The sequence below is a fragment of the Clostridium sp. CF012 genome, assembly GCF_018861755.1.
Taxonomy (GTDB): Bacteria; Bacillota; Clostridia; order Clostridiales; family Clostridiaceae; genus Clostridium_AD.
On the sequence record NZ_JAHLEF010000008.1, the window covers coordinates 73,229 to 95,143 of the forward strand.

At 30.4% G+C, this 21,915-nt stretch carries 31 protein-coding genes; 12 read left to right on the plus strand and 19 right to left on the minus strand.

The features are described 5' to 3' along the window. Positions 1–20: 20 nt before the first annotated feature. The 9 genes from KPL50_RS09885 to KPL50_RS09925 all read left to right on the plus strand — a co-directional run bounded on the left by KPL50_RS09885 (position 21) and on the right by KPL50_RS09925 (position 7,009). A complete protein-coding gene (locus KPL50_RS09885) occupies positions 21–1,181 on the plus strand; it encodes a MerR family transcriptional regulator (RefSeq protein ID WP_216298297.1) in 1,161 nt (386 codons plus the stop codon). Positions 1,182–1,284: 103 nt separating this feature from the next. Further along, on the plus strand, positions 1,285–2,169 hold the full coding sequence (locus KPL50_RS09890) for a TIM barrel protein (protein WP_216298298.1): 885 nt from the start codon (positions 1,285–1,287) through the stop codon (positions 2,167–2,169). Between the two features lie 136 nt (positions 2,170–2,305). Then, positions 2,306–2,875, plus strand: coding sequence for a histidine phosphatase family protein (locus tag KPL50_RS09895; protein ID WP_216298299.1), 570 nt, complete (start codon positions 2,306–2,308; stop codon positions 2,873–2,875). 95 nt (positions 2,876–2,970) lie between these two features. Then, positions 2,971–3,348, plus strand: a complete 378-nt coding sequence (locus tag KPL50_RS09900) for a hypothetical protein (protein ID WP_216298300.1) — start codon at positions 2,971–2,973, stop codon at positions 3,346–3,348. Positions 3,349–3,404: 56 nt separating this feature from the next. After that, the gene (locus tag KPL50_RS09905) at positions 3,405–3,953 is read left to right on the plus strand and encodes a GNAT family N-acetyltransferase (protein ID WP_216298301.1); all 549 of its coding nucleotides are present in this window, start codon (positions 3,405–3,407) and stop codon (positions 3,951–3,953) included. Between the two features lie 171 nt (positions 3,954–4,124). Continuing rightward, positions 4,125–4,874, plus strand: coding sequence for an AAA family ATPase (locus tag KPL50_RS09910; RefSeq protein WP_216298302.1), 750 nt, complete (start codon positions 4,125–4,127; stop codon positions 4,872–4,874). A gap of 111 nt (positions 4,875–4,985) precedes the next feature. Continuing rightward, on the plus strand, positions 4,986–6,341 hold the full coding sequence (locus KPL50_RS09915) for a sodium:solute symporter family protein (RefSeq protein WP_309245165.1): 1,356 nt from the start codon (positions 4,986–4,988) through the stop codon (positions 6,339–6,341). A gap of 28 nt (positions 6,342–6,369) precedes the next feature. Further along, positions 6,370–6,636 (plus strand): DUF3795 domain-containing protein, encoded by a 267-nt coding sequence (locus tag KPL50_RS09920; protein WP_216298303.1) that lies wholly within the window; start codon positions 6,370–6,372, stop codon positions 6,634–6,636. A 40-nt stretch (positions 6,637–6,676) separates the two neighbouring features. Then, a complete protein-coding gene (locus tag KPL50_RS09925) occupies positions 6,677–7,009 on the plus strand; it encodes an MGMT family protein (protein ID WP_216298304.1) in 333 nt (110 codons plus the stop codon). A gap of 104 nt (positions 7,010–7,113) precedes the next feature. Here the strand turns inward: KPL50_RS09925 and KPL50_RS09930 are convergent, their stop codons facing one another. Continuing rightward, the gene (locus KPL50_RS09930) at positions 7,114–7,320 is read right to left on the minus strand and encodes a DUF378 domain-containing protein (RefSeq protein WP_216298305.1); all 207 of its coding nucleotides are present in this window, start codon (positions 7,318–7,320) and stop codon (positions 7,114–7,116) included. Between the two features lie 247 nt (positions 7,321–7,567). On the opposite strand from KPL50_RS09930, the gene purB reads away from it, so the two are divergent. Beyond that, positions 7,568–8,998 carry an adenylosuccinate lyase gene (gene purB, locus KPL50_RS09935; protein ID WP_216298306.1) on the plus strand — a complete coding sequence of 477 codons (1,431 nt, stop codon included), beginning with the start codon at positions 7,568–7,570 and terminating at the stop codon, positions 8,996–8,998. 259 nt (positions 8,999–9,257) lie between these two features. Continuing rightward, a complete protein-coding gene (locus KPL50_RS09940) occupies positions 9,258–10,256 on the plus strand; it encodes a tyrosine recombinase XerC (protein ID WP_216298307.1) in 999 nt (332 codons plus the stop codon). A 118-nt stretch (positions 10,257–10,374) separates the two neighbouring features. On the opposite strand, the gene KPL50_RS09945 is transcribed toward KPL50_RS09940, so the two are convergent. Next, positions 10,375–10,860: a hypothetical protein gene (locus tag KPL50_RS09945; RefSeq protein WP_216298308.1), complete on the minus strand. Its 486-nt coding sequence runs from the start codon at positions 10,858–10,860 to the stop codon at positions 10,375–10,377. A 223-nt stretch (positions 10,861–11,083) separates the two neighbouring features. Here KPL50_RS09945 and lexA point away from each other — a divergent pair, with 223 nt between their 5' ends. Next, on the plus strand, positions 11,084–11,692 hold the full coding sequence (gene lexA / locus KPL50_RS09950) for a transcriptional repressor LexA (RefSeq protein WP_216298309.1): 609 nt from the start codon (positions 11,084–11,086) through the stop codon (positions 11,690–11,692). A gap of 99 nt (positions 11,693–11,791) precedes the next feature. Here the strand turns inward: lexA and KPL50_RS09955 are convergent, their stop codons facing one another. The 17 genes from KPL50_RS09955 to KPL50_RS10030 all read right to left on the minus strand — a co-directional run bounded on the left by KPL50_RS09955 (position 11,792) and on the right by KPL50_RS10030 (position 21,650). Further along, positions 11,792–13,072, minus strand: a complete 1,281-nt coding sequence (locus KPL50_RS09955) for a methionine gamma-lyase family protein (RefSeq protein WP_216298310.1) — start codon at positions 13,070–13,072, stop codon at positions 11,792–11,794. 345 nt (positions 13,073–13,417) lie between these two features. Continuing rightward, on the minus strand, positions 13,418–13,744 hold the full coding sequence (locus KPL50_RS09960) for a hypothetical protein (RefSeq protein ID WP_216298311.1): 327 nt from the start codon (positions 13,742–13,744) through the stop codon (positions 13,418–13,420). Between the two features lie 266 nt (positions 13,745–14,010). After that, a complete protein-coding gene (locus tag KPL50_RS09965) occupies positions 14,011–14,520 on the minus strand; it encodes a hypothetical protein (protein WP_216298312.1) in 510 nt (169 codons plus the stop codon). A 239-nt stretch (positions 14,521–14,759) separates the two neighbouring features. After that, positions 14,760–15,236: a hypothetical protein gene (locus KPL50_RS09970; RefSeq protein WP_216298313.1), complete on the minus strand. Its 477-nt coding sequence runs from the start codon at positions 15,234–15,236 to the stop codon at positions 14,760–14,762. 233 nt (positions 15,237–15,469) lie between these two features. Then, positions 15,470–15,850, minus strand: a complete 381-nt coding sequence (locus tag KPL50_RS09975) for a hypothetical protein (RefSeq protein WP_216298314.1) — start codon at positions 15,848–15,850, stop codon at positions 15,470–15,472. A gap of 35 nt (positions 15,851–15,885) precedes the next feature. Further along, entirely contained in the window at positions 15,886–16,311 is a 426-nt protein-coding gene (locus KPL50_RS09980) for a hypothetical protein (RefSeq protein WP_216298315.1), read from the minus strand. Positions 16,312–16,556: 245 nt separating this feature from the next. Next, the gene (locus KPL50_RS09985; protein WP_216298316.1) at positions 16,557–17,138 is read right to left on the minus strand and encodes a hypothetical protein; all 582 of its coding nucleotides are present in this window, start codon (positions 17,136–17,138) and stop codon (positions 16,557–16,559) included. A 238-nt stretch (positions 17,139–17,376) separates the two neighbouring features. Further along, positions 17,377–17,961 (minus strand): non-canonical purine NTP pyrophosphatase, encoded by a 585-nt coding sequence (locus KPL50_RS09990; RefSeq protein ID WP_216298317.1) that lies wholly within the window; start codon positions 17,959–17,961, stop codon positions 17,377–17,379. Between the two features lie 119 nt (positions 17,962–18,080). Beyond that, complete coding sequence (locus KPL50_RS27445; RefSeq protein WP_290443220.1) at positions 18,081–18,209, minus strand: hypothetical protein; 129 nt, start codon at positions 18,207–18,209, stop codon at positions 18,081–18,083. A 141-nt stretch (positions 18,210–18,350) separates the two neighbouring features. Then, the gene (locus tag KPL50_RS27450) at positions 18,351–18,482 is read right to left on the minus strand and encodes a hypothetical protein (protein ID WP_290443221.1); all 132 of its coding nucleotides are present in this window, start codon (positions 18,480–18,482) and stop codon (positions 18,351–18,353) included. Between the two features lie 13 nt (positions 18,483–18,495). Next, positions 18,496–18,702, minus strand: a complete 207-nt coding sequence (locus KPL50_RS26975; RefSeq protein WP_253200551.1) for a hypothetical protein — start codon at positions 18,700–18,702, stop codon at positions 18,496–18,498. Between the two features lie 185 nt (positions 18,703–18,887). Next, on the minus strand, positions 18,888–19,397 hold the full coding sequence (locus KPL50_RS10005) for a GNAT family N-acetyltransferase (RefSeq protein WP_216298318.1): 510 nt from the start codon (positions 19,395–19,397) through the stop codon (positions 18,888–18,890). 99 nt (positions 19,398–19,496) lie between these two features. Next, positions 19,497–19,988, minus strand: a complete 492-nt coding sequence (locus KPL50_RS10010; protein WP_216298319.1) for a hypothetical protein — start codon at positions 19,986–19,988, stop codon at positions 19,497–19,499. Positions 19,989–20,013: 25 nt separating this feature from the next. Further along, positions 20,014–20,178, minus strand: a complete 165-nt coding sequence (locus tag KPL50_RS10015) for an NUDIX hydrolase (protein ID WP_216298320.1) — start codon at positions 20,176–20,178, stop codon at positions 20,014–20,016. Beyond that, on the minus strand, positions 20,179–20,736 hold the full coding sequence (locus KPL50_RS10020) for an AAA family ATPase (RefSeq protein ID WP_216298321.1): 558 nt from the start codon (positions 20,734–20,736) through the stop codon (positions 20,179–20,181). It abuts the gene before it with no gap. Between the two features lie 86 nt (positions 20,737–20,822). Next, positions 20,823–21,011: a hypothetical protein gene (locus KPL50_RS10025; RefSeq protein WP_216298322.1), complete on the minus strand. Its 189-nt coding sequence runs from the start codon at positions 21,009–21,011 to the stop codon at positions 20,823–20,825. 42 nt (positions 21,012–21,053) lie between these two features. Continuing rightward, positions 21,054–21,650 carry a maltose acetyltransferase domain-containing protein gene (locus tag KPL50_RS10030; protein ID WP_216298323.1) on the minus strand — a complete coding sequence of 199 codons (597 nt, stop codon included), beginning with the start codon at positions 21,648–21,650 and terminating at the stop codon, positions 21,054–21,056. Positions 21,651–21,915 lie beyond the last annotated feature (265 nt).

The following is a 21,915-nucleotide window of genomic DNA, read 5'->3' on the forward strand; positions in this document are numbered from 1 at the left end:
ACTACAAGGGGGGTGATATCTTGAAAATCAGTGAGTTCGCAGAAAGAGCGGAAGTAACTGTAAAAACACTACTTCATTATGATAAAATTGGATTATTAAAACCAGCACAAAGAACTGACTCTGGATATAGAGTTTATTGTGAAGAGGATTTTTTAATGCTTCAACAGATTAATACTTTGAAATTTATTGGTTTGTCTTTAGCTGATATAAGTCATATTTTATCTGAACAAGTAGGGAATTTAGAAGGTATAATTCAAGTTCAAAAAATAGCTTTAGAGGAAAAGAAAAAAAATATAGAATCAGTTATAACCGTCTTTAACAAAGCTGAAAATCAAATAAAAAAAAATGGATTTTTAGAGGTTGAGAATCTTATTGATATTATCAAGATAACCAATATGGAATATAAAGTAAAAAAACAGTATAAAACAGCAGAAAACTTCAACTTAAGAGGAAATCTCCACAGTCATAATATTAATAAAATAGATTGGAATCATTGGTGCTTTAATAAAATGAAGTTTCCCAATAAAGCAAGAATACTGGAATTAGGTTGTGGTACTGGGGATTTGTGGAATGAAAACAGAGGAGATATAAATGAAGGCTTGAGTATTACTGTATCTGATTTTTCTAAAGGTATGCTCTATAGTACAAAAGAAAGATTGGAACAAATTGGTCATAGCTTTACATATGTGGAGATTGATGCACAAGATATACCTTATAAAGATGAGTGTTTTGATGTAGTAATCGCTAGGCATATGCTTTATTTTGTTCCAGATATAGAAAAAGCCTTAGGGGAGATTCACAGAATTCTTGTTAAGGGTGGTATGTTTTATGCGACCACCAATTCAGCTGAATCTATGGCGGAACTAAATGACCTTGTAGAAAAGTTTGACTCTAAAATAAGATTAAATAATAATGGAATGTGCGAAAGGTTTGACTTAGAAAATGGACAGCCATTATTAAAAAAATATTTTAATGAAGTTAAAATGGATACGTTAGAAGGAAAAATTGTAGTGAATGATGCTGAACCTATAATTTCTTATAAAGCTTCTACAATAAAGGGAAGTTCAATACTTGTGGGAGAAAAAAAGCAAGCATTTAGAAAGTATTTAGAATCATATATAGCAGAAAACGGCAATATATCAATAACTACAAAAGCCTGTATATTCAAAGCTAAAAAATGAGTATTGTATTCCAATGATAGTTTATTAAAGTTATGTATAAGGGCCTCGGCCTTCGGAGGGGCAGACGTATAATACCTACCAGCCATTTCATAAGGGGGATAACATGAAAAGATTTATGATTGGTCAATTTGAAAGATTCGATATTAAAAAGCAGAATAGAGATTTTAGAGAAGATTTTTTTGGAGTTGAAGTTACTCAAATGGAGTCACTTGGTGAGTTGCAAATATTGAAAGATAATATTGATAGTAGAAATTTAAAAATAGGCATTCATTTTCCACTATTAAAAAATCAATGGAGAGCTAGAGATCCTCAATATCTTTCTAAAGATAATAAGACTTATGAAGAATCAATAAAGTATATGGAAAGTGAATTTGCAAGAGCAGAAGAATTTAATCCGGATTATATTTTGCTTCATTACCCAAAGCCTGTTATTTTGGATGACAATGTTGATTGGTCATCCTGGAGATTTTATGATGACACTGAACATTATTATGAATCAGAGATATCATACAAGTATTTTGAAGAGAGAAGTAGAAATTTTTTCAGAATATTATCTGAGCAAGGTAAAAAATATAATTTTACCCCAGTTTTAGAATTGGATGGATTGAATAGATATGTATATGAAACAAATTTACTTGAAGGTTTATTAGATGAATACTCAAATGTAAAATTATGTCTTGATTTTGGTAGAATACACTTACAAGATTGCATTGATGATAATTTTATATGGAGAGAGATAATTAGAAAGTTTGGAAGATATACTCATTTAGTACACTTGTGGAATGCTAAGGTTGATTCAAATGGCCATTACCCGGCGCTTAAATCTCTGAAGGTAGAAGATGGATGGGGAGATATGGAACCTTACTTTAAGGTTATGAATGAGGAGAATGATAATTACAAGGTATTATTTGAACATAAGTCTGACTTAATAAGTGATATAGAGCTTGAAGAATGTTATCAGTGGATTTGTGAGCTTGTTAATATATAGTCTGCAGTTCTTGTGATATACGAGTATAAAACTAAGCACTAATAAAGAATACAGGAATGTAATTTGTATAATTGCATTAGGGGGACAAATAGAAAGTAGAGGTTTAAAATGTAGAGTAAAGAGGGGGAGAAACGCAATGACAAAACTTATACTTATACGACATGGGGAACCTGACTATAGTTTAGTAACAGAGCGAAATTTCAAGGGCCATGGTATTGATTTGGCTCAACTTACGCCTAAAGGAATAGAACAAGCAATGGCTACTTCTAAAGATAAGAGATTAGAGGGAGCAAGCATTATTGTATCCTCACCATATACTAGAGCATTACAGACGGCAGCAATCATTTCAAAAGAAAGGTCACTTGATATAAGTATTGAGGTAGACATTCATGAGTGGGTACCAGATTTAACATTTAACAATATATCTGATGAGGAAGTTAAAATTGCTAGCGTAGAATGCACTAATTGTAGAGGTGAATATACTGATGACGATACAAAAAAATGGGAAAAAATTAGTGTAGTTGCAAGTAGAGCTTTTAAAGGTTTAGAAAAGTATTTAAAATATGAAAAAATAATTGTGGTAACCCATGGTATCGTAATGAGACAGTTTAAATATCATAACGAAATTCCATATTGTGGAATCGTTGAAGTGGATTTTTGTAAAGATTTTAAATGGTGTGGATGGGTTGAAGACCACGATAGATAAAAATCAAGATAGGTGGTTTAATAATATGAATTATCCATCATTAAATCATAAAAATTATAATGACAAGGCATTTTAGATGGAAGGGGAATTATAATATGAATGAAGATATAGTTATAAGTTTTTGGGAACTTATGAGCGAGGCATTGTTTGATAGGGTAGGAGAACTAATAGATAAGGATGCTAATATATGGTTACCAAATACAAGAGAAGTATTTAGAGGAAGAGATAAATATATTGCTTTTAATAAAAAATATCCAGGACGTTGGATAATAAAGTTAGACAAGATTTTTTCTAAAGCTGATATGGTTGTTTCAGCAGTAAAAGTTGAAGCAGAAGATAACTCTAATAGCTTTTATGCAACTTCATTCTTTATTATAAAGAATAACTCGATTCATGAAATAACTGAATACTGGGGGGATAATTGTGAACCGCCTATATGGAGAATTGAAGAATCATTATCTGAAAGATACTAGTATTGAAATTATTAACAAGATGTGAAATCTTAAAAAGATCATAAAAGGAGAATTTCATGTTAAATATAATCCAAAATAACTTACCAATTAAACTGTCCGATGAATATTTAATTAGATATATAAGCAATGATGACAAAAAAGATCTTTTTCAAATATATAGTAATGAGAAAATAGCAAAGTATATTGTACGAGAAACTCACTGTTCTATAAAGGATACAGAGGAGTTTATACAATTAATTAATCGACGCATGAAAGTTGGAAATAACATATATCTAGGCATTTGTGAAGAACATTCTCAAAAACTTATTGGAATTATCAGGTTTCTAGAAAAAGAGGATCCAAGTACTCTAACAATTGGATATGCGTTAAATGAAGACTATTGGGGACGTGGTATACTATATACAGTGGTAACTAATTTAATTAAATTCATTAAGTTAGAGGGAACTTATAATAGAATATGTGCAACAGTAAAACCAGAAAATATAAACTCTCAGAGATGCGTTGAAAAGCTTAGTTTTAAATTACAGGGCAAATTTAATAAAATCGAGATTCTAGGTAATAAGGAAATAGAAACTGAACGACTATTATATTATAGAATTTTATGATTTTATTAGTTATTAGGGGATTATTATATTGACTATTAATAAACCTTACGGAAGGCTTGGTGTTAAAAAATGAAGGAAATTGTTTTTGTAACAAGTAATAAAGTAAAAATAGCATCAGCGCAGAGAGATTTGAAAAATATAAAAGTTTTACGATGATGGAGGAATTTTTAAATGACAACATTTAAATATAATCAGTATTTAAGGACTGTTGAACTATGCCGAAAAAATATTGATTCATTTTCTAAATATCCATTTTCTTTAGATGCAGTACGTAGCTTGTTTGCTTTGGAGCTGCATCCAAAAGTAACTTTTATTGTAGGTGAAAATGGTACTGGAAAATCAACTATACTTGAAGCAATTGCTACATCCTATGGATTTAACCCCGAAGGCGGAACTAAAAATTTCAATTTTTCAACTACCAGTACTCATTCAGATTTATATAAGTACTTGAAATTAGTTAAAGGAATTATAAGACCGGAAGATGGTTTCTTTCTGAGGGCAGAGAGCTTTTACAATGTTGCAAGCAATATTGATGAATTAGATAAGAATGGAAGGGGACCAAGGATTATAGATTCATATGGAGGACGTTCATTACATGAACAATCCCATGGTGAAGCGTTTTTATCCTTGTTTGTCAACAGATTTAACGGAAAAGGTTTGTATATTTTAGATGAACCTGAAGCAGCCTTATCACCATCACGACAAATGGCTATGCTTGCGAGGTTGCATGACTTAGTTCAGCAAGATTCTCAATTTATAATTGCTACTCATTCTCCAATTATAATGTCTTATCCAGATGCAATAATATATGAATTAAATGATGGATTTAAAAAAGTAGAATATACAGATACTGAACATTACCAGGTCATGAAGGAATTTATAAACAATACTGACAGAATGTTAAGTTTAATTATGGATTAATAATTTTTAGAGCAAAAAAAATGAGAAAAAGTGATTATTTAAAAATCCACTAAAGGGGATGGCATAATTCTTATAATTAGTATCATTATTACATTACTTATAACTGGAATAATTGGTTATTTATCAAAGTCTAAGGTTAAAACATCTAGTGATTTTATATCAGGTGGGAATAAGCTTGGAGTCATGGGTGTTACAAGTATGCTTATGGGATCAATAATAGGTGGAGCATCTACTGTAGGAACAGCTCAAATGGCATATAATCGAGGGATTGGAGCAGTATGGTTTATATTTGGGCTTTCAATTGCAAGTATAATGTTAGGATTATTTTATTCAAAACAGGTAGATAAAAAATCTACAGAAACAATTCCGCAGATAATAGGAAATGCATATGGTAAAAAAGCAAGAACAGCATCAAGTATTCTATTATCACTAGGGATGTTTATTCATATTAATGGGCAGGTTATAGCCTGTACGGCCTTGTTTACTGTAGTATTGGGAATGAGTATTACTAAAACTGCAGTAATTGTTGTATTTCTACTTGTAGCATATGTAGTATTTGGAGGCTTTTGGGGAAGCACAATGGTAGGTGCACTAAAAACAATTCTTTTATATGGGACAAGTATTATATGTGGTATATTATTAATATTTAAGTTCAATGGAATTAGAGATATAACTTCTGTTTTACCACAAGAACCATGGTTTAATTTGTTCAGCGGAGGAGTATCATCTGATTTAGCTTCTGGAATATCTACAATAATTGGAGTATTATCAACTCAAACTTATTTTCAAGCTATAATGGCAGGAAAGAATTCTAAAACATCAAGAAGAAGCGCTTTTTTAGTAGCATTTTTAGTTTTTCCAGTTGGAATCGTGTGCACAATGATTGGCATGTATATGAGAATTCATCATCCGGGTATTTCACCAAGTGAAGCCTTTCCATTGTTTCTTATTAATTATTTAAACCCTATTTTCGGAGGAGTATGCATTGCAACTGTACTGATTTCATCTATAGCAACAGGAGCAGGCCTCACTTTAGGAATTGCAACTATGTTTGTTAGAGACATTTATGCTCAGTGCATAAATAAAAATGCTGGAGATAAAAAACAGCTCTACATATTGAGAGGAACTATAATTTTCATTGGAATTATGACTTTGATAATAGTAATAAATAATAGTGATTCTATGATACTTAATTGGGGATTCCTTTCTATGATTTTTAGAGCTACACCAATTTTTATTCCAGTTGTTGCAGCAATGTTTTTTAGAGGCAGGATAAAAATTGAAGCAGGTATATATTCTATAGTAGCAGGACCCTTATCTAGTTTAATATGGATATTATTGGGTTTTGAAAAAATAAATTCAATTTACATAGGATTAACCGTTAGTATTTTGGTGATTTTGGGTATGAGTAAGTTTTTTAGGTATAAACAAGGTATTGATGGTACGTTACATAGTAAGAATTTCTAAGCTCTAATAAATATGAGGGGGAATTAAAATGATAGAATCAAGATGTGGTATTGATTGCTCAGGATGTGAATACAAAGAATCTACTGGCTGTGTGGGTTGCGTTAATATAGAAAAGCCCTTTTGGGGAGAAAAATGCCCTGTAAAGTCATGTTGTGAAAGTAAAGAATTACTGCATTGTGGTGTATGCGAGACTTTCCCCTGTGCTTTATTAAATAGTTTTGCATATGACAAGGAACAAGGAGATAATGGTATGAGAATAGAACGATGTAAAAAGTGGGCAAGTGAGTGCAAATAATCAAAATCAGCTTTATAATATTAGTAGGAAGGGGCTTAAAATGGAACCTTTTACAGAACGAGTTGTAGAAATTATAAAAGGGATACCTGAAGGTAAAGTTATGACATACGGTCAAATCGCAGCCCTAGCTGGAAGCCCCAGAGGAGCTAGGCAGGTAGTTAGAGTGCTTCATACCTTAAGTGAAAAATATAAACTACCTTGGCATAGAGTAATAAATTCAAAAGGGGAGATAAGCATAGTGGATTATGAGTCTCGTAATTTACAAAAGGAACTTCTTGAAAGCGAAGGGGTGGCATTCACTAGCCATAACACTATAAATCTAAATGAATTTCAATCTCATGGGCACAATAGCTTTATGGAGTTCGGAATTTAAACATAAAGCTTAGAATAAAATAATTAAAAATACTCCATAATAATTTACGGAGTATTTTTTCTATAAATATTATGCTAATACAGATAATATTATAAAAGGTAGATCTAAATTTTTTTATTCCTATATATGAAAACAATAATATTCACAGCAGATAATCCAACTAAAATATATATTGCTCTAGCAAGGAATGGTACGGATCCAAAGATAAAACTAACTAAATTGAAATTCAATAATCCTAAAAGACCCCAGTTTAATGCTCCTATCAATACAAATATAAATGAAAGTTTGTCTATCATAGTAAGTTTATACATAATTCCCCCCAAACTTTTATAATTGTTCTACTTGTTTAAATTATATTAGAAATATTTTATTTTAGAACTATTTAATAATTTCTTTAAAGCGTATATAATATCAAGGTAGATAAATTTATGTACTAAAAAATATTTAGGAATGTACAAATGAAATATACGAACATTTTCATTACTATTAACAATATTGTATGTTATAATGTGAATGAAATTTGTTTTATAATTTAATACGTACGTATGGAGGCAAAATATGAGAAATTCTTATAATACACCGTTAAACAGTAGATATGCATCAAAAGAGATGAGTTATTTATTTTCAGATGACATGAAATTTAAAACTTGGAGAAAGCTTTGGGTTGCATTAGCTGAGGGTGAAAGGCTATTAGGAGTCAATATTACGCAGGCTCAAGTTGAAGAACTTAGGTCTAATGTAGATAATGTAAATTATGAAGTTGCAGAAGAAAAGGAAAAAGAAATTAGACACGATGTAATGAGCCATGTATATGCATATGGGGTTCAATGTCCTAGTGCTAAGGGAATTATTCATTTAGGGGCGACGAGCTGCTATGTGGGCGATAACACAGATTTAATAGTAATGAAGACTGCATTATTATTAATTAAAAAGAAACTAATTAATGTAATAAATAAATCCTCAAAATTTGCGACAAAGTATAAAGATGTTCCTACTTTGGGTTTTACCCATTTACAACCAGCTCAATTAACTACTGTAGGTAAAAGAGCAACACTTTGGATTCAAGAATTAGTAATGGACCTAGAGAATTTGGACTTTGTAATAGATAAGATTAAGCTGTTAGGAGTCAAAGGAACAACCGGAACACAGGCAAGTTTTATGAACTTATTTGAAAATGATGAGAAGAAAGTAAAAGACTTAGATAAATATGTAGCAAATAAAATGGGTTTTGAAAATACATACCCAGTAACTGGTCAAACCTATTCTAGAAAAGTAGATTCTATAATATTAAATACACTTTCAGAAATAGCTCAAAGTGCTTATAAATTTAGTAATGATTTAAGATTACTTCAAAGTATGAAAGAAGTAGAGGAGCCTTTTGAAAAGAGTCAAATTGGATCCTCTGCAATGGCATACAAAAGAAATCCTATGCGTTCTGAGCGAATTAGCTCACTGGCAAGATATATCATAATTGATGCATTAAACCCAGCTATAACGGCCTCAACGCAATGGTTTGAAAGAACTTTAGATGATTCAGCTAATAAGAGAATATCCGTAGCTGAAGCATTCCTCGCCCTTGATGGAGTACTGAATCTATATATGAATATAGCAGGGAATATGGTAGTATATGAAAAAGTAATTACTGCTCATGTAAACAGTGAGCTTCCATTTATGGCTACAGAAAATATTCTTATGGAAGCAGTTAAGAGGGGCGGGGACAGACAAGAGCTTCATGAAAGCATTAGAGTTCATTCAATGGCTGCAGCAAGGCGTGTTAAAGAAGAAGGCTTAAACAATGATCTTATAGAAAGAATTATAAATGATGATAGCTTTAAGATGTCAAAAGAAGAGATTCTAGCAGTAATTGACCCAATTAAATTTATAGGTAGAGCTCCAAGTCAAGTTGTAGACTTTATAGAGGAATATGTAAATCCAATATTAGAGGCTAACAAAGATGCTATAGGAGTAGAGACTTCTATAAACGTATAATTAATGATATCGATAAGAGATACAACTTTAAAGAATAGAAATTAAAATATGTGAAGCTATCAGTAGTTAAAACTGGTAGCTTCTTAATTTTAGCTATAATTTTAACAGAAAAATATAGCTAAAATTAAATGAATTTATAATAATATAAAAATAAATTAAATTACTTTTGATAAAAAGAAGGATTTTGACCCCCTCTTGTAGAATAATAATGTCGTGAAATGTAAGTTTCACGACATTATTATGTTTTTTGGAGGTACCTATGAAATCTGATATAAATAATATTTATAACAATGAATTGCCTCAGTTTCTAAATGATTATTTTAATTATTTAGCTACTATTAAAGGTTCTTCTATCGCTACTATTGTTGCATACACTGCGGACTTATCCTTGTTACTAAAGTTTTTGAAAATGTATAAAGGCTTAGTACCCTCAGAAAAAGCTCTGCACATTGAGGAAATTAGCATTATGGACCTAACTCTAGATACATTGAAAACCCTTACTTTGCAGGACTTATATGCCTTTGTATCCTATCTTGGAAAGTCTAGAGCTAATGGGAACTATGCTAAAGCAAGAAAAATCGCAGCTATAAAGTCCCTATTTAAGTATTTAACCACTAAAGCCAAAGTGCTAACTACAGACCCTACAATAGATCTGGAGTCACCTAAACTGGGCAAGCGAAGCCCCGTTTTCTTAACCTTAGATGAAAGCAAATCGCTATTAGATGCTACAACATCTAGAGATAAGCATTCCATTAGAGATCATAGTATTATTACGCTATTTTTGAATTGCGGTCTCAGACTATCGGAGCTTTGTAGTATAAATATCTCTGATATGAAAAGTGATACACTATCTATTATTGGAAAAGGAAATAAAGAACGAACCATATATTTAAACAAAGCTTCATTGAAGGCAATTTATGAGTATTTACCTGTTAGAAATGAAGCTAAAGAAAAAATTCATGTTGAAGATAAAGATGCCCTTTTTATCAGTGGCAAATATGGAAGAATTAACAAAAGAACTGTAGAAAGGATTGTTAAAAAGCATATAGGCAATGCTGGCCTTAATAAAGCTAAATATACTCCGCATAAGTTAAGACATACTTCAGCTACTCTTATGTATAAGTATGGAAATGTTGATATTAGAAGTCTTCAAGAAATTCTAGGTCATGAAAATATATCTACTACTCAAATATATACTCATGTAGATAATGATAAATTAAGAAATGCAGTTAAATCAAACCCACTTGCTGATGAATAAAAAAATATATACTACTAGAATTGCTAAAGTATCCCCCACTCTCAGAAAATTGGGGGCTCTCTCCAATGCAATTTTATGTAGTATATACTTTTCTTAACCTATTAAAGGATTAGAGCCATTACTTTTTTAGTGTTATAAGCCCTGGGAACTCCTCATGAAGTAATCCAGAATTATCCTCTTCATTTTCAAGTAGGTCTTTAACCCCTTCTATGTCATCTATGTATTCCCAAACTTCATTGTTTTCAGGTATAAAATCATCCTTATCTAGGTTAGATTGTTCACTCGCTGCTAACAATGAATCATATTCTTCAAATTTTGTTAGTTCTTCTGGCTCTGGTAGCTCATCAATTTCATTTACACTATTATTTTCTTCTGTTTCTGGTAAATTAATTTCATGCTTATCATAAAAATCGGCTTCTAATTCTTCTTGTAACTCTTCAGCCTCAAAGACTTCATCAATTTTTATCGCTTTAACATCGTAGCCTTCCAGTTCTAAGCATTTTCCACAATTATTACATTTTTTATTAGAATTTAATTCGCAGACTTCACATTCTCCACAACTATCACAAATTTTCCTATCATTAAATATACAATTTTTAGACATACAACACCACGCTCCATTTATTTAAGATACTTCACAATAGACAATTATAACAAATAAGACTTCAATAATCAAATAAATAACTCATTTGGGTGAATAAATTCTATATATTTTTCATTAATTGTATGTAATTATACACTTATACAGATTGCCAAAAAAACCGAACATAGGTTTGATTTTATTTCATATATATGGTATAATTTTAATACGAATGAGAGGTGTTTCTATGTTAACTCAAAAAAAAGATAAACAAAGTGAAATATATAACTACATAAAGGATCAGGTTCAATTAAAAGGATATCCACCGTCAGTAAGAGAAATATGCGAGGCTGTAGGATTAAAATCTACATCAACTGTACATGGCCATTTAGAAAGATTAGAAAAAAAAGGATATATTCGTAGGGACCCTACCAAACCTCGCGCAATCGAATTACTAAAGGATTGTGTCATTAGAAAAGAACTAATAGATATCCCTATTATAGGAAAAATTACAGCTGGAATACCAATTTTGGCAGTTGAAAATATTGAAGACACCTTTACTATTCCATTGAATTTTACTAAAACCAACAATGAATTGTTTATGCTTAAAGTTTCTGGTAACAGTATGATTGAAGCAGGAATATTAAATGGAGACCTAGCTATAATTGAAAAAATCAATACCGCTAAAAATGGCGACATAGTTGTAGCTCTTATTGAAAATGAAGCAACTATTAAAAGATTTTTTAAAGAAAAAGGTCACATAAGACTTCAACCTGAAAATTCAACTATGTCCCCTATCATAATTGATGACTGTGCAATCTTGGGAGTACTTGTTGGTATTTACAGAAAGTACTAAATCATCACCAGAAGCGTTACAATATTATTTAGTATACAAAAAACCTGCAATGTTTATAATATTTGCAGGTTTTTGTTTTTCCTTACTTCCTATATACTTTTAAATAACTTTTGAAAGCGCTATTAGTATTCCAATCTTAGCATGATCAAAGGTTAATCCGCCCTGTAAATATGCTATATAAGGCTCTCTAATTGGTGCATCTGCAGATAACTCTATAGATGAGCCCTGAATAAATGCGCCTGCCGCCATTATTACCTTATCTGCATATCCTGGCATATCCCAAGGTTCACATTGAACAAACGAATCAATGGGAGAACCCTCTTGTATACCCCTACAGAAATCAATCACCTTTTCCTTATTATTAAATTTAATAGCCTGTATTATATCGCTTCTTTTATCAGTATATTTAGGAAGAACCTCAAACCCTGCAAGCTCCATAATTCTTGCACAGAAAATAGCGCCCTTCAATGCTTCCATAGTTACATGTGGTGCTAGGAATAATCCTTGAAATAAAGTACGCATCACTCCAAAAGTAGAACCACACTCCCCTCCTATACCAGGAGTTGTTAGTCTATAGGACGCCTGCACTACATATTCCTCTTTACCTGCAATATATCCACCTGTAGGTGCTATCCCACCGCCAATGTTTTTTATAAGTGAACCAGCAACTAAGTCTGCACCTACATCTGTAGGTTCCTTAACATCAATAAACTCCCCATAACAATTATCTACAAAACAAATAATCTTTGGATTTATAGCTTTTGCAGCGTTTATAATCTCTTCTATTTCACAAATTAAAAGTGCTTTTCTCCAACCATATCCTGTAGATCTTTGAATATGAACTAGCTTTATTGACTTATCTTCTATTAGATTCTTTTTCATTAGGTCAATATCAACTTTAGAGTTATGGTTTAATTCTAATTGTTTATATTTTACACCATAATCTTTTAATGAGCCTATATCTTCCGTAACATTTATTCCTATTATATTAAGAAGTGTATCGTAAGGTGTTCCACATACCGACATCATGGTATCATTAGGTCTTAAATTACCAAATAAAGCTGCCCCTATGGCATGTGTTCCATTTACGAAATGTGGTCTAACCAACGCACTCTCACAATTAAAAATCCTTGCATATACTTTATCTAGTGAATCACGTCCAATATCTCCATAACCATATCCAGCTGAGTTTGTAAAATGAGATTCGCTAATTCTTTCGTCTTGTAAAGCTGTCAAAACCTTAAGTTGATTAAACTCTCTTATTTCATCAAGAATTTCAAACTCCTTTTGTACATCTTGTATTGCTATATCATATAATTCTAGGGTTTTCGAACTTATTTTATACTTATTTTGAAGATATGCTTTTGTTATATCTATCATGCTACCAGGTCTCCTTTTGTCATTAATTTATTATATATGTAGTCGAAATCACTCATAAAGCAGTTGAAGTAAAATGCATAGCCTATTTAGCTATTTTAACCGCCTTAGTAATAATAACATATATAATACCAATGTAGAATAGTTTTATATGTGAATTAAATTAATATGAATCTAAAGATACTATAATATAGAGCAGATCAAAGTATAGGTTTTGTACACTCATTATGTTTTGTGCTTATTGTCATCTCAACTGCACAATATAGACGTAACCTGCCCAATTTATCTAATTTCTTTAGTAGTTCTTACAATTGTTTATCACTGACTTAAAGAACATTGCGAAACAGACTAAGTATTATGGCACTCTAAATAATTAACCCTTTTTCTAGTCTTTATAGCGTATTCTATTTCACCTTTTGTACTTTCGCCTATATATCCGTTTTTGTTAATCACATAAATTTCATCAGACATATCAATTTTTCTTTTATGTATATCGTCAAGCATTACTTTAATTTCAGGAGTGATGACATTTTTAAACTCACCATCAGCATGTCCAAACAATCCTACTGAAATAACTATATTCCCTTCTAAAGTTAATTGTTTTTGTACTTTCAAGAACTCATCTTTAAACCTCGTACTCCCGCACAAAGTTATTACTTTATACTTTCCTACCATAATATCCTCCATTTAATTCGCCTTATTTTACAAGTTTGACATAACTCTTTAAGTGAGAAATGTCTTCAGATATATCTGATATGCCCTACACTTATAAAGTATTTCACATTTTTGGGACTTCCCATTATAAACATTATAAGAATAATGGGAAGTTGAATAATATATAAAAAATGCAAAATTACTCCATTACTTTAGTAATTCTAACAGTTGGTTGTGTCGTCCGTTAAGAATAATGTGTCATGAAAAAATATGAAAGTACATTTTTGTTATTTTTTCATAATTCCATCGCTCCACATAACAGTATATTTACCTTCAGCGTTTTTAGGTTTTAAGCTCAATGTATATATACCTAAAGGACTCCCAGAATCAAATTGCAGATAACCAAAATCAGGATTATTATTAATACCATTTTCACTATTTTTATCTGGTAAAATCTCCAGTTTCTCAGTTAATTGCCAACCTGAAAAATTTGGTGGATAGGTTAATTGCCTATAAGTTTTACCATTTTCATTACTTGCATACCCCTTAAATACAGCCTCACCTTTAGGACCTGTAATTTCCCAATCAACTTTACCTTCATTTAAATCAAAATCTATTCTTGAGAAAAATCCATCAGTGGATTTAATTTCATATTTACTTGTCACAACTTCTGATTTTGATTTAGAAAAGTCACCTTTATTTATACTTAAATTTAATGTCCTATTGTTAGAACAAGATATTAACATTAGGAGCAGAGGTAAAAACAAACATAATACTACTCTATTTTTCTTTCCCATATTCCCCTCCATAGTAATTTATTTTGGTTAGTATTAATTCGTCATATTATACCAGTGTGACGCACTTTGAATAATGTGAATTAAGTATTTTTAAAGCTATTTAATACACCTTTAAAAACTTCCTTAGTTCTTTTCTAAATTAAAGGTTTAAAGTACAACTAAAACCTAATTTTAAAGTTAATTCTTTTTTCTTCAGAAGAATTGAATAAATTCTTCTATTTCAATTAGAATGGTGATTATTATATCTTCTTCTTTTTAAATATATCAAGTAGTATTAAATAATCAAAAAATTCTGGAGTTTCATTTTCAATATGGTATTCACTAATTCCTTCAGCTATATGTAGCTGTTGCTTTAAGGGTTCGCAAGTTGAAGTAATCGCTCCTAGTCTCTTTTCTACAAAGACAATAATTGGACTTCCTTTATTAACTTTATTATTTTCTTCGTAGTAATTTTCACTTTTTTCATCATGCACGACTTCGTATGCTTCAAACTCAAATTCTTCAATGGTTAAATTTAAATCTTTATTTTTTGTACAATTTAAAAAATTAAATTTTGTAATATTATAGAAAATTGGGCTTGCTTCTGAAGGAGGTTCAATTTTATTGAGATTCACAATATGATTTAGGTAATCAATTACTTCTGAAATATTCCGAACTTTCTGCACTTTGTCCTTATATTCCTTGATTAAATATTGTTTATATATATCATAATCCATATTAACACCTCATAACTTATATTTTGACAATATACATAATTTTTAGTTAATTCCCCATGTTCCACCTATATTTGTGAAGCTATGAACACCACCACTTAAATAAGATACTTGCAGACCATTATATGTTCATTTCTTATACTAATAATATTATTCATGAATACCCCTTCTTAATTTATTACTGCGTATTTTTCTACAGTTATGACATAAAATATGAATATTCTGTAGTAGCCTTCTTATTTAGACCTACTTAACACTACCATCTCTGTTTTGCCACTCCACTCTACCTTAACTTTTATATCCCTATCTGAGATACTTGGTATTCCACCAGTTATTTTCATTTTACCAGTATATTCATTTGTATTATTTAGTAAAAACTTACCATCTTCTCCCTCTTTAGGTCCATCAATCAAGTATTTAATTTCACCTACTGGCTTATCATCAGTTCCGATAAATTTAAATGTGTAATAACCATCATGTGATTCTTCATTTCCATCAATTTTATAAGATACATACCAATTTTGATTTTTACCTTCATAGTTAATCACAACATTCTTACTCTCACAGCCAATTAGAAATATTAAACAAATAACAAGTACGAAAATGATTTTTTTCATATACAACCCCCTCTTTAATTACAGCACATTATGAATTAATTATTTGTAGCAACTATTATTTTTCTTAGTTTCTGAGTGTTATCTTTTGAGATAGAATATCCTGTTTCAGTATTATCTTTATACATATACATACCCTTAGAACTGTCTTTTCCTATCCACAAATATACAGTTTGTATACTTTTATTAAAATCATATATCTCAAATATATACTCTGGTGATGCTACATCTAAAATTCCTGGCATTTTTTCAGAGTTACTTATGATTGTTGAAATTTCCTTCAACGTTTTTTCGTCATTAATAGATAGAATCGGGGTATTTATTTCTTTACTGAAATCTTTAGCAGTATAAATATCAATTCTTTGGTATTTAGTTATATTATTGGGTTCGTTTGGACTTGAACAAGCAGTAAATAATCCTATAAAAATAATTGCTGAACAAAAAATTATAATAACTTTTTTCATAATTTTACTATTCCCTCCTAATAAAATATACTTATGGTATGTTGTTCTAATTAACCCTTCATACTATTAGACGATGAAAAGCCCAAAAATGTTTTTGTTTTTAGATGTTTTATAAATTATCCTTGGGATATAAACTTGGTAATTGTCATCTTTAGTATTTATGACGACATAATATACAAGTGTTCATCAATCGTAGTTTTGCGATAGTTGTACAATAAAAGAAAACTGCGAGATAAATTGTATACTTATTTATTTGATTTATCCTTTGTATAAGGTTTTCTCTTCTCAGAAGATGTATAGACAAGATAAGTGCTGTAATATATATTTTTATTTCTTTTTCTTAACAAAAAAATTAAATCAGCTAAATCATTACTTGAAAACCAAAAAACTGGAACCTTTATTGTTATATTTTCTTTTCTATCAATTGTTGGCTTTGTTTCAAAAAAAATTTGTGCAGGGCTTCTGTATTCAACTATTTCTTCTATGGATTCTATTTCAGAAATCTTAACTATATGTGTCCTAAAGGTTTTTTTTATTTTTATGTAATCTTGAGTAATTTCTATATATATCTTTTTAGATAAAAGCTTATACAGACTCAAAACAAAGTAAATACTAGGTAAAAACATTATTACAATAGCAGTAACATTCCAAAACATTTCATTTCTGCTAACTTTTTCGGATAGCATAGCGTTTCCTAAATATAGGAACATGATAGGTATCGCTAATACAAGTAGGGTTATTAGCATATATCCACTTAATTCTTTCGGATAAATAACATGATTAAAAACTGTATTATTATTATTATTTCCTTTATTTTTTTTCTTCATAATATTCCTTCTCCAATAAATACAGATTATTCTTCTGATTTGACTTTTAATTAGTACGTCTCATTTAATTAATTCGCCATATCCAAGTTATTCATTTTCACTGCACTCATCAATTAAGTATTCATTTTTTCGACTGCCCATTATTAGCCTAATGGGTATAGACACCCCCTACCCAATTCATCTGATTTCTTTACTAATTATTACAGCTGCTTATGAAGAATTTTATAAAGAAAGCGAATTATAACTTTACATTTACAGAATCCAATTTAGATAAAATGTAATCTTTAAATTTGCTCACTATCTCACCGTTACCCCAGTAGGAAATCATTTTTTGGACAGGTATATCTGAAATAGGAACATCGAAACCTTCTGGAATAAAAAGCTGTTCAATTGAAGTACCGCATTTCTCACTAGGTTGTTTTGCTAATTTTCCTTGGTATGCTCCAGTGAAAACAACTGGTTCTTCACCTGGACGGCAGTATGCCAAACAATCTTGAATAATAATAGTACGATTAGTCTTGCCTTGCATTAAGTTAATAAAATCATACGAAGAAAACCATTCATTCACATATTTGATAAAGGGACCAGGAAATCCATTCAATGTCTCTATGAAAAAGCCAGCATCTGTTACTAAAACGGGTTGATTTAGCTGTTTACTTGCCCAACTAGCTGAATACATAGCTACTTCTTGTACACTTTTACTTTGAATTTCAGGGGTATCTAGTTTTTTTTGTAAAAGAACTATTCCTGTATTGGTAAATGCCTTTAAAGCAACATCAAATTTAACATCGTTACCTGTAACATAAATTAATGTATTATCCACTATATACACTCCTTTTTATATCTCATTTAATGTGATTTTTAAAAATAATTCGCATTAATATACCGTTGTGACGCAAGATAAGAACATTGTAAAATATGGTTATATATTGTAATCACTTTTTATTTTAAAGATATACTAATTTGTGTAGCAATAGCAGCATTAACTTTACATACTCCACAAAATACTGCTACTACCTCAATTCCTTCATAATCTCCTGAATAAAACTTTAGCAATTTAATTACTAGCATGATATATTCCCGCTATTCTTCTAACACACAAAGATCTTTATAAAACATTATTTTTCAGCTCCCCACGATATTTCCAACACTCATCTGTTAAGTACAAGTTTTCCCAAATTCCAATTATAGACACAACCTACCTATCCAATTCTACAACCTTAATTGTAATCCTTTGATTTTTATAATTTTATCAATTTCTTGTTCATCTTCAGTTTCAATGTAACTTTCATATTCATGTGAAGTATTAATTAGCCAAGGCTTATGATTTTTTATAAAAGACAAGTCCTCAGGCAGGTTACTCACCAAAACATACTGTACCTGGCCATTCAAATTGATCTTTTACTTCATTTAATGATGGTTGTGATTTTTCTAAAACGTAATTAATATTAGTATTTATACCAATATCATTTCTTACTACTAATACAAATTCACTGCAAATTTCAAAAGCCAAATCTATTAAGTCCTTATAAATCATTTCTTTTGGATTAGTTTCTATAAACATATATTTTTCTCCTAATGATTATGACTTAACAGCAACTACTTACCCTAAGTTTAGTAAAATACTATTCACCATTCCCCCCCTAATTTAACAATTAGTATGTCATTTATTACAAGGTTACAATAATTACAAAGCACGGTTATAACAACCTTTATGAAAATTGAGAACTAAATCAATTTCATATATGCTTATAATTCAATCCAATATCGCTGAGTTAATATCTCAAAATTAGGAACTTCATTTTCCAATATTCCAGCACAAAATTTTATGGTCTTTGCAGAAGCAAGATTATCAGCGTCACATGTAATTAATACTTTTTTCATTTCCAATTTTCTACATTCTGCCAATGCAATTATCAGCATTTCCTTAGCATAACCTTTTCTGCGTTCAAATCTTCTTACACTATATCCAATATGCCCTCCGTAATTATATAAATAATCATTTAATGAATGCCTGATATTTATCATACCAACTAATTTATTATCTTCTTCCCTGATTGCTAAGAACACGCTTGCAGTTACTTCAGTATGTTTTGTACTCTCTTTTTCGTTATCTGATACAAATTTCATCCATTCTTCATAAACATCATATTTTTCTAAATATGATGCGCCTGCCATATTATCACCATTCTCCATAAATTCATTTTTGTATTCTAAAACCTGTTGTTTATATTCGATGGATGGTCTTAATAATCTCATAACATTCCTCCCATATTGTTTATAATAATCGAAGTTTACTATTTAATACTGAAACGTACTATTCTACCATTCATGACTAACTGAAACTATACATCACGCTTAACTGTTCAGTCTAAGATTCTTTGCATTTTTTACAACAATTAATTTATCTATATATTGCCTTAGCATTTTTTCAAAATCGGTTCTATTGTTTTCAAAATCCTTAGTCCACTGATACATTTGCTTTAACATTTTAAAATCTGACTTGTAGTGGCACTTTTCTATTCTAAGTTGTTGCTTGATATAACGTAACAAAATACGATATTTTCGCTTCCAAAGTGGTGTATCAAGAAATATTATCTTATCAGCCATATCAAATAAATAATGGCAGCTTTCTCTATAAGTGCCTTCAATAATCCAATCACCGATACTATCAATATCTTTAATAACTTCTAATTGTTGTTCGGAAGTTCGTTTATATCTTCCTGTTTCTGTTTTATGATGAACTATACAATCTAATTCATAATATGTAATGTTCAATTCTCTTGATAGATTCTTAGCAAGTGTAGTTTTGCCACTTGCTACTATTCCAATTATATAAATCTTACTCATAATTTTCACCTCAACAAATTCCTGTTTATTCAAATGCTTCCCTTACCGCACAATCAGTTAGCATCTCATGTTTTTCCACTCCACCTCCTGGTAAATCCCATATTGGAATACCTTTTCGTTTAGAAAGTAACACTCTATTTTTATTAAGTATTATAGTAAATGCACCTTGTGTAATAAGTTTACAGGTCAATTATGCTTCTAATATTTTTGCTATAATATAATCATATGAAACTTTTGAAAAATCCGTTGAATCTACAATAATTCGTATATCCCCATAGTCAAAATCTCTGCACGGTTTAGTGGCTTTCTTAAAAAACTCAAAATCACTAAAGTAATTAATTGAAACAAGACCCTGATGTCTTTCCTCCGTGGTATCTCTTGCCAAAAATCGCCTGTGTATAACCGCAACATCTCCGTCAAATAACACCGTAATTACTCTGTATTTGTATTTTCTGACTTTTGAATTTAATATATCGGGACATGGATTTGTAAAATTACTTTCAAGAATAAATGTCTGATTGGTTTTCATAAGCATTTCACAAAAGTGAAAAGATAAGTTGTACGCTAATCCCCCGTATTTTTGAGATTCTATCCGGATATTTGTATCATAATGAACTTTATCCCATATTATTTCTTTAAGCTTATCTTTGCAAACTAAAGGTACTTGCATTTTATCTGATAAATAGTTTGCAAATGTGGTTTTTCCTGTTGCAGGCATACCAGCAATTATTATTAAAGTTTTAATCAAATAATTCACCTCGTCCCTTATTAGCGTATATAAATAATCTTACGAAGAATGTACATTAAGTTGGTTAAAGATTATATTAGTTAGACTTAATGATTAAAAATTGTGACAATTATAACAAGCAATAGAATAATAGTAACAATAGTTGAAATACACATGGTGATTAGCCTAGTCTTAACGATGACATTATTACTGAAATTAGTAATAATGTCGTATAAATCTGTATACCACCATATACAAGAACCAATCATAAGTGCAAATAAAATAAAAACTTCCATGGCACTCCTCCCCCCCTCGACTCATTTTTAATCACATTAAAATTATTCGACCCTTCTATTTTTATAATAATATTCTTTATCATGTTCATTTATTTTCCTTAATACACGACATGGATTTCCTACAGCGATTACATTCTCAGGAATATCATGAGTAACAACACTTCCAGCACCTATAACTGAATTATCCCCTATCGTGATACCTGGTAAAATCACTGCATTGGAACCTATCCATACATCATTACCAATTCTTACGGGAATTGAAAACTGAGTACCTGGTCTGCGAAGTTCTGAGTCAACGGGATGCCCTGTAGGTGTTATTGTTACATTAGGTGCTATCATTACATTTCGCCCTATATAAACATCAATATCATCTACGATTACAAGATTAAAATTAGCATAAAAATAGTCGCCAATATGAACGTTTCTACCATATGCCATGTGCACTGGTGGTTCAATCCAAATATTCTCACCCATATCGCCCAACAATTCTTTCAGTAAGTCTTTCCTTTTTATTTCTTCACTTGGACGTGTATGGTTATAATCATATAATAATTCTTTACATCTTTTACGCTCCTCTTCAAGACCCTCTCCTACATCTATATACAACATACCATTTTTCATATTCTCTCTAATTGTCATAATAACCTCCATAATTTATAATATTATTATCCATGCTAAGCTAATTGATAGTGACAAATTATTTGAGTTGTTTTGAAAAAACAACTGTATCTTCTATTGCTGTTTAATATTATTTTCACTTAACTCATTCCATAACTTTTTAAAACATAATTCAGTTTCATTGTCTAAATAACCTACAAGTGCATAGGCATACATAAATTATTCCCCCTCGTATTCTTTAGGAGCACATAACAATTATCAATTGTTATACCCCTTAAAATCATCA

Bases quoted from the DNA above. Each gene is read 5' to 3' on its own strand.
- KPL50_RS09955 (WP_216298310.1), bottom strand. From the start codon at position 13,072: ATGATAGATATAACAAAAGCATATCTTCAAAATAAGTATAAAATAAGT.
- KPL50_RS09930 (WP_216298305.1), bottom strand. From the start codon at position 7,320: ATGTATAAACTTACTATGATAGACAAACTTTCATTTATATTTGTATTG.
- KPL50_RS09970 (WP_216298313.1), bottom strand. From the start codon at position 15,236: ATGGATTATGATATATATAAACAATATTTAATCAAGGAATATAAGGAC.
- KPL50_RS10025 (WP_216298322.1), bottom strand. From the start codon at position 21,011: ATGGAAGTTTTTATTTTATTTGCACTTATGATTGGTTCTTGTATATGG.
- KPL50_RS09890 (WP_216298298.1), top strand. From the start codon at position 1,285: ATGAAAAGATTTATGATTGGTCAATTTGAAAGATTCGATATTAAAAAG.
- KPL50_RS09960 (WP_216298311.1), bottom strand. From the start codon at position 13,744: ATGGTAGGAAAGTATAAAGTAATAACTTTGTGCGGGAGTACGAGGTTT.
- KPL50_RS10030 (WP_216298323.1), bottom strand. From the start codon at position 21,650: ATGACAATTAGAGAGAATATGAAAAATGGTATGTTGTATATAGATGTA.
- KPL50_RS09965 (WP_216298312.1), bottom strand. From the start codon at position 14,520: ATGGGAAAGAAAAATAGAGTAGTATTATGTTTGTTTTTACCTCTGCTC.
- KPL50_RS09920 (WP_216298303.1), top strand. From the start codon at position 6,370: ATGATAGAATCAAGATGTGGTATTGATTGCTCAGGATGTGAATACAAA.
- KPL50_RS09900 (WP_216298300.1), top strand. From the start codon at position 2,971: ATGAATGAAGATATAGTTATAAGTTTTTGGGAACTTATGAGCGAGGCA.
- KPL50_RS09910 (WP_216298302.1), top strand. From the start codon at position 4,125: ATGACAACATTTAAATATAATCAGTATTTAAGGACTGTTGAACTATGC.
- KPL50_RS26975 (WP_253200551.1), bottom strand. From the start codon at position 18,702: ATGTTTATAGAAACTAATCCAAAAGAAATGATTTATAAGGACTTAATA.
- lexA (WP_216298309.1), top strand. From the start codon at position 11,084: ATGTTAACTCAAAAAAAAGATAAACAAAGTGAAATATATAACTACATA.
- KPL50_RS09985 (WP_216298316.1), bottom strand. From the start codon at position 17,138: ATGAAGAAAAAAAATAAAGGAAATAATAATAATAATACAGTTTTTAAT.
- KPL50_RS10010 (WP_216298319.1), bottom strand. From the start codon at position 19,988: ATGAGTAAGATTTATATAATTGGAATAGTAGCAAGTGGCAAAACTACA.
- KPL50_RS09945 (WP_216298308.1), bottom strand. From the start codon at position 10,860: ATGTCTAAAAATTGTATATTTAATGATAGGAAAATTTGTGATAGTTGT.
- KPL50_RS09975 (WP_216298314.1), bottom strand. From the start codon at position 15,850: ATGAAAAAAATCATTTTCGTACTTGTTATTTGTTTAATATTTCTAATT.
- KPL50_RS09925 (WP_216298304.1), top strand. From the start codon at position 6,677: ATGGAACCTTTTACAGAACGAGTTGTAGAAATTATAAAAGGGATACCT.
- purB (WP_216298306.1), top strand. From the start codon at position 7,568: ATGAGAAATTCTTATAATACACCGTTAAACAGTAGATATGCATCAAAA.
- KPL50_RS10005 (WP_216298318.1), bottom strand. From the start codon at position 19,397: ATGAGATTATTAAGACCATCCATCGAATATAAACAACAGGTTTTAGAA.
- KPL50_RS27445 (WP_290443220.1), bottom strand. From the start codon at position 18,209: ATGCTAGTAATTAAATTGCTAAAGTTTTATTCAGGAGATTATGAAGGA.
- KPL50_RS09980 (WP_216298315.1), bottom strand. From the start codon at position 16,311: ATGAAAAAAGTTATTATAATTTTTTGTTCAGCAATTATTTTTATAGGA.
- KPL50_RS09905 (WP_216298301.1), top strand. From the start codon at position 3,405: ATGTTAAATATAATCCAAAATAACTTACCAATTAAACTGTCCGATGAA.
- KPL50_RS09895 (WP_216298299.1), top strand. From the start codon at position 2,306: ATGACAAAACTTATACTTATACGACATGGGGAACCTGACTATAGTTTA.
- KPL50_RS09940 (WP_216298307.1), top strand. From the start codon at position 9,258: ATGAAATCTGATATAAATAATATTTATAACAATGAATTGCCTCAGTTT.